Raw genomic sequence first — 9,447 nt, 5'->3', positions numbered from 1 at the left:
CGGACATACCGGACATACCGCCCTGGTCCATACCAGTCATCTTGCTGTGATCCATCCCGGCCATGCCGGACATGTCACCATGGTCCATACCAGCCATCTTGCTGTGGTCCATGCCGGACATACCGGACATACCGCCCTGGTCCATACCAGTCATCTTGCTGTGATCCATCCCGGCCATGCCGGACATGTCACCTTGGGCCATACCGGCCATCTTGCTGTGATCCATCCCGGCCATGCCGGACATGTCACCTTGGGCCATACCGGCCATCTTGCTGTGATCCATCCCGGCCATGCCGGACATGTCACCTTGGCCCATACCGGCCATCTTGCTGTGGCCCATACCGGCCATCCCGGCCATCCCGCCCTGGTCCATGCCAGCCATCTTGCTGTGATCCATACTGGCCATGCCAGACATGTCACCTTGGTCCATGCTGGCCATCTTGCTGTGATCCATGCCGGCCATACCGGACATGTCACCTTGCTTCATGGCGCTGTGGTCCATACCGGCCATGCTGCCATGGTCCATCCCCCCCATCCCCATGTCATCCATGGTCAAAAGCGGGCGCGGATCAGTTGCCGGTACTGGTGCGCTCAGCCCCTCGCGCAGGGCCAAGGTGCCGCGGGCATAGCCGGTGCGATCCATGGACTGGGCGAAAATGGTGTAAGCCTCTGCGCTGGCAGGTTCGACGATCACGTCATAGGTTTCCGCCACGGCAATGCGAAACTCATCGACGCTGACCGGTTTGACGTGCTGGCCGTCGGCCGCCACGACGGTCATTTTCAAGCCTGGAATACGGACGTCGAAGTAGCTCATGGCTGAGCCGTTAATGAAGCGCAGGCGAAGTTTTTCCCCCGGTTTGAAAATCCCGGTCCAATTGCCATTAGGGGCCTGGCCGTTCATGAGATAGGTGTAGGTATCCCCACTGACGTCGGCGAGATCGGTGGGGTTCATTTTCATTTCGGCCCACATTTTCCGATCCGCCACTGCCGCGGACCACCCCTTCTGGCTCACATCGTCGATGAAGTCGCCTACGGTCCGTTTGTGGTGGTTGTAGTAGTCCGACTGCTTCTTGAGCTTGGCCATGACTCGGCCAGGATCTTCATCGGTCCAGTCAGACAACATCACCACGTAATCGCGGTCGTATTGGAAAGGTTCAGGCTCTTTGGCATCGATCACGATCGGCCCGTAGACACCGACCTGTTCCTGCATGCCCGAGTGACTGTGATACCAGTAGGTGCCGTTCTGATGCACCTTAAATTTGTACTCATACATGCCATCGGGCGCGATGCCGTGAAAGCTCAAGCCCGGAACGCCATCCATATTGGCCGGCAGGATGATCCCGTGCCAATGGATGGAGGTGTCCTGATCCAGGCGGTTCTTCACCCGCAGTGTGACCGTATCCCCTTCACGCCACCGCAGCAGAGGCCCCGGCAAAGTGCCATTGATGGTCATGGCTGTACGCGGCGAACCGGTGATGTTCACGGGGGTTTCGCCAATGAACAGGTCAAATTCGTTACCGGTGAGAACACTCGGCAGACCCGGGCTGGTTACGGCCCATACAGGAGTGCGCCACAGACCAAGACCGCCGAGAATGCCACCAGCGGCCAGGCCTTTGACGAAGGTCCGCCTAGAGGTTTTGGAATGCATGCCGTTTATATCCAATCAGTCAAAAGGGAAACCGTGTGAAACACACTGAGCGTTGTGCTTATCGGTTAGGGGCGTGCTCTCAGGAGTTCGTCGCGAATCCAGATGAGCCTTGCCCGCCGCCGCAAATGACAAAATTCATACGGCAGGCGAGCGCTGAAATTGCCACACTTTAACCACCGAAGTGATTACATTTCTGTCAGCTTGGGATCGCATCAATTCGCTAAGTTTTTGGCTTGGTTGACAGCCTTGACGTTGCTCTGAGCTACAGGTGCTTGATCGGCTCGCTTTTGGGTAGCTTGGTACGCTTCCATTGCGTTCTTCTTTGCTGCTTCCATACGAGCGAATGTCCGGTCACCACCGCCTGAGGCCATAGCCAGAGAGGAGACGGTCAAAGCGGCAATGATCAACAGTGCTTTCATGGATTTCATTGGGGGTATCCTCGAATAAGATTTGCTTAACCCGTTGAACCCACATCAAGAGATGATTCGCGGGGGGGAGTGAGCTCAAAGCTCGATGTAACTTTAAGACTCTCCCCCTGTCAGGAACCTTAGGTGAAAATTACAGTTCTGTAAGATTTTGATTTTCTGACGATATTTTGAAAGAACAAGCGAGAATAGGCCGCTCCCAATTGCTCAAGAATGATAGCGCTTTGATGCTTCAGTTCATGCTCGGCTAATAATTGGTCGCACAAATCCCCCCTACTGGGAGTCGTGCTCGCTAATCCGTGGAAGTGTGCTGAATATCCGACCTGAACTGTTGAAGCAGGCTTATTGGGAAGGGTTAAGTTCAACGGTGATGTGAACCACTTCTTCATGCACTGACAAGAGATCCTTGAAGTAAGCGGGCGTTGCTTTTTGATCCGTCGTCAAACTCAGGATGCAGGCATATTTCCCTTTACCTACGGGCCACACATGAAGGTTGCTGATGTGCGCGCAGATCGGGCTGACGGCAATGACGTCCTGGATCTCTTCGACGACAGGAGAATCCATTTCGGCCCTGCGCTCCTATCTGAAATGAGCTCAGGATGTGCAAGCAAATGAGCAGCGTGAGCACCCTAAAGTTGACCTCATCGGTGATCAAAGATGTCCGGTTTGTGGGTATAGGAGGCCTGCGGCGAGTGGGTAGAGTTCAGCTGCCCTCACCTGAGTTAGTCATCGCTGATGCTGGTGGCGACGCCGCTGCATCTTCCAGCCGCTCGATGCGCTGTTGCAGTTCGGCCACCTGGTGCTCTAGGTGAACGACATGGCTTTGCGGCGACTTTCCATCGCTGAAGCCCCACCCTCGATCTTCCTTGTACAACATTGCCCAGATCCACAGGAACGGCCAGATTGCATGCAGGGTGAACATGCTGACCCAACCGGTCACATGGATCGCGTCCTGATGAGGGTGATTGCGGCGCACGGCGATGTTATAGGGGATGTCATGCAGCACGAGGACTCCGTAAAACATGACCAGCCCGACAAAAATTAAGAGGCCCAAAGCGAAGTAATCAAGCATGACTCCCTCCGTTCGTCGTCATCGAACTGCTCACATCAGTCTAGTCAATCGTCTGGAGTTCATGACTTGGCCCCGGGCGTTAGACTGCTGAATATCCGACCTGGCATGTTGAAAGTAGCCCTATTGGGAAGGGTTACGTTCAACAGTAAGATCGACGCTGGTCCGCTGGAATTTGACCTTTGTCTGCGCGGCACCTTCAGCTGTGCCGTGACTTCACTTTATATGTACGTTCCTCAGCCTCAATGCATTGAGGACGACGGATGCAGAGCTCACACTCATGGCGATGGCCGCGACTATCGGTGATAACAGATGTCCAGTCATTGGGTAAAGAAGGCCAGCGGCGAGCGGAATGCCCATCGAGTTGTAGAGAAACGCGAAAGCCAAATTCTGCCGCATGTTTTTTACTGTCGCGACAGAAAGGGCTCTCGCCCGAAGAATCCCCATCAAGTCGCCTTTTACCAAGGTAAGCTGTGCGCTGTTCATCGCGACATCTGTCCCCGTCCCCATTGCGATACCCACATCCGCTCGTGCCAGAGCCGGCGCATCATTGATACCGTCGCCAGCCATGGCAACCCGGCGACCGTATTGCTGAAGGTCTGCGACTAGACGTTCTTTGTCCTGAGGTTTTACTTCACCGTGCACCTCCTCGATGCCCATCTCTTTGGCTACTGCACGGGCCGTAGTAAGACCATCACCAGTAGCCATGATGATTTTCACATCGTCGGCCTTGAGCTTGGTGACAGCCTCTTTGGAGGTTGGTTTGATTGGGTCTGACACTGCCAGCAACCCTGCCAATAATCCGTCGATAGCAACGTAGATGATGCTGATTCCCTCAAGCCGTAACTGCTCTGCACAATTTCTCAGGGGGCTGATATCCACACCGGCATCTGCCATCAAGGCCGTGTTACCCAGTTGGACTCTCTTACCGCTCACCATTCCGCTGACGCCAATCCCAGATCCGGACTCGAACGATTCAGGCTTGGTCAGTACAAGGTTTTCAGCTCGGGCGTGATCAACGATTGCGTGAGCCAAGGGATGCTCACTGCCCTGATCGAGGCTGGCGGCCAGTTGAAGGACTTCATTGGCGGTGAACTTCTGTGTGGCCTCCACGCTGTGAAATTCCGGGCGTCCCTCCGTCAGGGTTCCTGTTTTATCAACGATCAGCGTGTCGATTTTGCAAAGGTTCTCGATCGCGCTGGCATCTCTGAACAGCACACCCATGCTGGCCGCTTTACCTGTGGCAACCATGATCGACATCGGCGTTGCCAACCCCAACGCACAGGGGCAGGCAATGATCAGCACGGCGACCGCATTGATCAGACCGAAGACCCAACTGGGTTCAGGACCGAAGAGCCCCCACCCCACAAGAGTCAGGATGGCCACGGTGATGACGCCCATCACGAAATAGCCGGCGATGGCATCGGCCATGCGTTGCATGGGCGCTTTGGAGCGCTGGGCACGGGCAACCATCTGAACGATCTGCGACAACACGGTCTCAGCACCCACCTTCTGCGCTTCCATCACCAGGCTGCCATGGGTATTGAGCGTAGCCCCGATCAGGCTATCTCCGATCCGCTTCATCACCGGCACGGGTTCACCCGTTAGCATCGACTCGTCGACCGCGCTTTCACCCTCCAGGACGGAGCCATCAACGGGAACCTTTTCCCCCGGCCTTACCCGCAGGTGATCCCCCTTGTGCACATGTGTCAGGGGAATATCTTCCTCTCGGCCGTCGGCGTTGAGCCTGCGTGCCGTCTTGGGTGATAGCCCCAGAAGGGACTTAATCGCGGCAGAGGTTTGTGATCGCGCTTTGAGCTCAAGCACCTGGCCCAGCAACGTCAGTGAAATGATCACCGCTGCGGCTTCGAAGTAGACCCCGATGCGACCGTCTTGCATGAAGGTAGCGGGAAAACTCTGGGGGAATAGTGTGGCTGTGACGCTGTACAGATAGGCCGCCGCTGTGCCTAGGCCAATCAAGGTCCACATGTTTGGACTGCGATGACGAATAGAGTCGATGCCCCTCACAAAAAAGGGCCAGCCCGCCCATAGGGTCACCGGGGTGGCTAGGATGAGCTCGATCCAATTCTGTGTCGGCCCATGGACCAGTTGCAGCGAGTGGCCCGCCATGGCGAGTACGGTGACGATCAGGGTGAGTGGCAACGACCACCAAAAGCGGCGAGTGAAGTCCTTGAGTTCGGGGTTCTCTTCCTCCTCAAGCCCAGGCATGACCGGTTCCAATGCCATGCCGCACTTTGGGCAGGTACCGGGCCCGGACTGGCGTATCTCCGGATGCATCGGGCAGGTGAATTCTGCGTCCATCAGTGACTCATTTACCGGCTTCGGATCGCTAGCAGGTTTGGCATCCGACGAATTACCTGCATAACGGCCAGGCTCAGCTCGAAACTTCTCTCGGCACTTTAGGCTGCAAAACTGATACGTCTGTCCCTCATAAGGCTCGTTGAACTGACTCGGTGGGGTAACGGCCATGCCGCACACCGGGTCGCGCAAACCTCCATTCTGGGATTTTACAGAGTGAGAATGATGATGGTCGTGATGACTGGTCGCGTCGGGCATGACTAGCTCCCGTTCTCATCTTTGTGAGTCTCTGTCGGATGACCATGTCGGCTGTGACCGCCATGGCCGTGCCCAAAAAAATGCATCACAGGACAGACCAACAAAATCAGATACGGCAGGTACGGCGAAACATGGCCGAAGTGTTCCCGAACCAGGTAGAACGCACCGATTGCAACCAGCATAATCAGTATCACGCCGGCCTTACTTCTCCAAAATGGTGAACGAACTTTTTCAGACACATGTGAATGGTTAGGCATGGTGCGGTCTCCATTGTCCGGACAACGTTGCTGCGACGTCTGCAACTGAGAGTAGTCAAGGCTCGTTTGAAGGCTTTGATACTGATCAAGCCTCTGTTACTTCACCTCAAACTGACCAACCATTCCCGACTGGTAGTGCCCCGGAACGTTGCAGGCGAACTCCAAACTGGTGCTTTTGTAAAAGGTCCAAATGAGTTCTTTGGTTGCGCCTGGCTCGATCAGAACGCTGTTCGGGTCGTTGTGTTCCATACCAACCATTTTCATACCCCCGCTGCCGTGCTCCATGTCGGCCATTGCTTGCCCGTGCCCACTGGGAGTAAGGGTGCCGTTTTGAAACATGGTTGCCATTTCTTTTTGGTGGGCGGCATGGGCAGCAGCTTTACCAATGTTGAACTCATGCAGCAGCGAGCCCTCATTGCGCAGGACAAATCGAACCGTCTCTTCTGGTTTGACACTGATGTTTTGGGGTTCGAAGAAGATGTCGCCCATCCTCACTTCAATGGTGCGATTCACGTCGGCGGCCGCTCCCAGTTGGCCAGTGTCATCTTTTCCATGGCCCACGCTGGCCATGGCTGAAGTTCCCAGGAGCAGAACCATTACAGCAATCAGCGGTGTGGCAAATTTAGCTTTCATAACGACCTCAAGAACGAGAATGAGTAGGCGCTGGCTATGTTAAGGAAACGGAGCTGCCAGCTAACTGACCTGAACACTACATTTCTGTCAGTTTTCTGAAATAAAGTACGGGGCCTAAACAACGCCATTTCATCTAGATTGAATGCGTAAAGCTTCAAGGTAGAGCCGCTATTACTGACTTTCTGAAACCATGAGTTTGTGTTCACGTTGCATTTGGTTCAAAACGTCATCAACGACTTTGTCGTGCTTTTCCATCCAAGCGAGGTGCTGCACGGGTGTCATTGCTGCATCGGGGTGGTCCTGATGCAGCTGGCCCAAAATTTCTCCGAGCATTTTTATGTGCTCTGCCATGTGCGCATCACGCTTTCCAGCAGGGGCTTTTTCCGCCTGAACCAGGACGGCTTCGGCTTTGTCTCGCATAGTGCTTATGCGGTCGATCACTCGGTCTCCACCCCCTTCAGCCCAGACCGAGGCCGAGAGCAGAATTGAGCCAGCCAAAAACAAGGTTTTGAGGTAGTTCATTGGGTCGCTCCTTCGTAGGAATGTTGTCCGGCTCGACAGGACCTTGCTCACTGGAGAGGCGGATGAACACTTCAAAGTGCTCATGCTCGAACCCTAGACAACGCTCGCTGACATCTACCTGAGCCCAATATTACATTTCTGTCAGTTGCTGGTTGGCTGGACGGATTCGTTGCAAACTCACACCTATCATCACTTGAGAGCCACCCCCATGAGACTTTTGGTTGCGGAAGACGAGCCAAAGATAGGTATCTATTTGCAGCAAGGCCTCACTGAGGCGGGCTTCAACGTGGATCGCTATACCAATGGTACCGAGGCTCTTCAACATGCCTTGAGCGAAGCGTATGACCTGCTGATTCTGGACGTCATGATGCCGGGTATGGACGGGTGGGAAGTACTCCGGAAGGTCCGCGCCTCCGGCAAAGATGTCCCCGTGCTTTTCCTGACCGCTCGCGACCGCGTTGAAGATCGGGTCAAGGGACTTGAAGCCGGCGCTGATGATTACCTGATCAAACCCTTCGCATTTTCTGAATTGCTGGCTCGGGTCAGAACGCTGTTGCGTCGCGGCAATAGTGCTCCCGCTCTACCCAGCATGAAACTGGCTGATCTTGAAGTCGACCTGCTCAAGCGCAGGGCCATTCGAGGAGGTAAACGCATAGACCTTACGGCCAAGGAATTTGCGCTATTGGAGTTGCTGCTCCGACGCCGGGGCGAAGTGCTGCCAAAATCGCTCATCGCCTCGCAAGTCTGGGACATGAACTTCGACAGCGATACCAACGTGATCGAGGTTGCGGTTAGAAGGCTCAGAGCGAAGATTGATGACGACTTTGAAGTCAAGCTGATCCACACCGCACGTGGTATGGGCTATATGATCGACTCACCGGATTCTGACTCGGAATGAACCGTCTATCCCTAACGACGCGCATGAGCCTGATGTTCATGCTTGCGGTGACGGCCGTCCTCACTGTCGCCGGGCTCAGCTTCAACCATCTCAGCCAGCATCATTTCACAATGCTGGATCAGCAGGCCCTGACCGAAAAGCTCGAATCCACTCAGCGAATCCTGGGAGATCTGGCCAGCGTCGATCAATTCAACGAGATAAAGCCCGAGTTACAGGCTTTGCTCGGGGCCCACCGTGATTTGACAGCCATCATCCTGGACAGTGAAGGAACGCTGCTTTTCGCAGATCCAAGACCAATCAATGTTCCACAACAGTTTCGCACGACGTCAAACAGCAATGTGTGGGAGTGGCAGGAGCAGGAGCAAATGTTCCGCGGGATGACGGCGGAAGCGATGGTTACCGGCCAGGAGAAGCCATTTACGGTCATCTTGATCTATGACGTCACTCAGCATATGTCCTTCTTCGCGACGCTTCAGCGCTGGTTCTGGATAGGCTTGGTAATTAGTGCGCTCGTCAGTGCAGGGTTGGGATGGATGGTTGCAAGCAGTGGTATGCGTCCAATTCGTCAGGTGACCAGGGTCGCGGCTTCGATGTCGGCTAAATCACTCAATAAACGCATTCCATTAGCGCCCGTTCCCAAAGAGCTTCAACAATTGGTCTCTTCGTTCAACGCGATGTTGTCCCGACTGGATGATGCTTTTGTCCGGCTATCAAATTTTTCTGCGGACATTGCTCACGAACTGCGTACACCAGTCAGCAATCTGATGACTCATACGGAGGTGGTCCTCTCCAGAAAACGGGACATCGAGGACTATGAAGACAATCTGTACTCAAATCTCGATGACTTGAAGCGTATGGCGCGAATGATCGATGACATGCTTTTTCTGGCGAAATCTGACAATGGTCTGATGACGCATGAGGACAAACCAATAGACCTATTGGAGGTAGTGGAAAAGTTGCTGGAGTACTACCGCCTGCTAGCCGATGAGCGCGGTATCAGCCTCACGGTTTCAGGCCGAGGCAGTGTCCGAGGCGATGTGCTGATGCTGCACAGAGCCATCTCGAACCTGCTTTCGAATGCCCTGCGCTATACCCCGGAGGGACAAACCATCAGCGTAGATATTCGCCAGGATCTGAAGAAAGCAATCGTGACGGTGGAAAACCCAGGGGAGACCATTGCCCCCGAGCACCTTGAAAAGCTCTTCGATCGATTCTATCGCGCTGACCCCGCACGGCGCGAAGGAAGTCCAAGTAACGCAGGGCTGGGATTAGCAATAACTCGGTCCATTATCGAAGCTCATGAAGGCAGGATCTGGTGCACTTCATCCAATGGGGAAACCTCGTTTCATATGGAGCTCCCTAGCTCCGGACTGGAACATGCGTAAATCCGGAAACGCATAGGTAGAGGACATAGGCAC

10 protein-coding genes are annotated in these 9,447 nt (G+C 54.6%); 2 read left to right on the top strand and 8 right to left on the bottom strand.

Annotated elements, in window-relative coordinates:
* From AC1RP7_RS14670 to AC1RP7_RS14635, 8 genes are all read right to left on the bottom strand, one after another.
* A partial coding sequence (locus AC1RP7_RS14670; RefSeq protein WP_493183990.1) for a copper resistance system multicopper oxidase occupies positions 1-1,648 on the bottom strand: 1,648 nt, incomplete at its 3' end.
* Positions 1,649-1,860: 212 nt separating this feature from the next.
* Positions 1,861-2,076 (bottom strand): co-regulatory protein PtrA N-terminal domain-containing protein, encoded by a 216-nt coding sequence (locus AC1RP7_RS14665; RefSeq protein WP_493182111.1) that lies wholly within the window; start codon positions 2,074-2,076, stop codon positions 1,861-1,863.
* Between the two features lie 339 nt (positions 2,077-2,415).
* Complete coding sequence (locus AC1RP7_RS14660) at positions 2,416-2,637, bottom strand: hypothetical protein (RefSeq protein WP_493182109.1); 222 nt, start codon at positions 2,635-2,637, stop codon at positions 2,416-2,418.
* A 139-nt stretch (positions 2,638-2,776) separates the two neighbouring features.
* Positions 2,777-3,145: a DUF3302 domain-containing protein gene (locus AC1RP7_RS14655; protein WP_493182107.1), complete on the bottom strand. Its 369-nt coding sequence runs from the start codon at positions 3,143-3,145 to the stop codon at positions 2,777-2,779.
* Between the two features lie 213 nt (positions 3,146-3,358).
* Positions 3,359-5,719, bottom strand: a complete 2,361-nt coding sequence (locus tag AC1RP7_RS14650) for a heavy metal translocating P-type ATPase (protein WP_493182105.1) — start codon at positions 5,717-5,719, stop codon at positions 3,359-3,361.
* Between the two features lie 2 nt (positions 5,720-5,721).
* The gene (locus tag AC1RP7_RS14645; RefSeq protein WP_372241888.1) at positions 5,722-5,901 is read right to left on the bottom strand and encodes a DUF2933 domain-containing protein; all 180 of its coding nucleotides are present in this window, start codon (positions 5,899-5,901) and stop codon (positions 5,722-5,724) included.
* Positions 5,902-6,072: 171 nt separating this feature from the next.
* Positions 6,073-6,609 (bottom strand): cupredoxin domain-containing protein, encoded by a 537-nt coding sequence (locus AC1RP7_RS14640; protein ID WP_175388672.1) that lies wholly within the window; start codon positions 6,607-6,609, stop codon positions 6,073-6,075.
* Between the two features lie 171 nt (positions 6,610-6,780).
* Positions 6,781-7,131, bottom strand: coding sequence for a co-regulatory protein PtrA N-terminal domain-containing protein (locus AC1RP7_RS14635; protein WP_175388671.1), 351 nt, complete (start codon positions 7,129-7,131; stop codon positions 6,781-6,783).
* A gap of 208 nt (positions 7,132-7,339) precedes the next feature.
* Between AC1RP7_RS14635 and AC1RP7_RS14630 the strand changes: the two genes are divergently transcribed.
* Together AC1RP7_RS14630 and AC1RP7_RS14625 are read left to right on the top strand one after the other, a co-directional pair.
* Positions 7,340-8,029 (top strand): heavy metal response regulator transcription factor, encoded by a 690-nt coding sequence (locus AC1RP7_RS14630; RefSeq protein WP_175388670.1) that lies wholly within the window; start codon positions 7,340-7,342, stop codon positions 8,027-8,029.
* Entirely contained in the window at positions 8,026-9,414 is a 1,389-nt protein-coding gene (locus tag AC1RP7_RS14625; RefSeq protein ID WP_493182103.1) for a heavy metal sensor histidine kinase, read from the top strand. The genes AC1RP7_RS14630 and AC1RP7_RS14625 overlap by 4 nt, the downstream gene beginning before the upstream one ends.
* Positions 9,415-9,447: the final 33 nt, after the last annotated feature.

The sequence above is a fragment of the Pseudomonas sp. GW822-FHT01E03 genome (genome assembly GCF_058802985.1).
Note: the sequence above shows the minus strand (reverse complement) of the source record. Positions and strands in the feature narration are given on the sequence as shown.

What these genes read in the sequence shown, in the direction of transcription:
- AC1RP7_RS14665 (WP_493182111.1), bottom strand. Translation starts at nt 2,076, where the DNA reads ATGAAATCCATGAAAGCACTGTTGATCATTGCCGCTTTGACCGTCTCC.
- AC1RP7_RS14660 (WP_493182109.1), bottom strand. Translation starts at nt 2,637, where the DNA reads ATGGATTCTCCTGTCGTCGAAGAGATCCAGGACGTCATTGCCGTCAGC.
- AC1RP7_RS14655 (WP_493182107.1), bottom strand. Translation starts at nt 3,145, where the DNA reads ATGCTTGATTACTTCGCTTTGGGCCTCTTAATTTTTGTCGGGCTGGTC.
- AC1RP7_RS14650 (WP_493182105.1), bottom strand. Translation starts at nt 5,719, where the DNA reads ATGCCCGACGCGACCAGTCATCACGACCATCATCATTCTCACTCTGTA.
- AC1RP7_RS14645 (WP_372241888.1), bottom strand. Translation starts at nt 5,901, where the DNA reads ATGCTGGTTGCAATCGGTGCGTTCTACCTGGTTCGGGAACACTTCGGC.
- AC1RP7_RS14640 (WP_175388672.1), bottom strand. Translation starts at nt 6,609, where the DNA reads ATGAAAGCTAAATTTGCCACACCGCTGATTGCTGTAATGGTTCTGCTC.
- AC1RP7_RS14635 (WP_175388671.1), bottom strand. Translation starts at nt 7,131, where the DNA reads ATGAACTACCTCAAAACCTTGTTTTTGGCTGGCTCAATTCTGCTCTCG.
- AC1RP7_RS14630 (WP_175388670.1), top strand. Translation starts at nt 7,340, where the DNA reads ATGAGACTTTTGGTTGCGGAAGACGAGCCAAAGATAGGTATCTATTTG.
- AC1RP7_RS14625 (WP_493182103.1), top strand. Translation starts at nt 8,026, where the DNA reads ATGAACCGTCTATCCCTAACGACGCGCATGAGCCTGATGTTCATGCTT.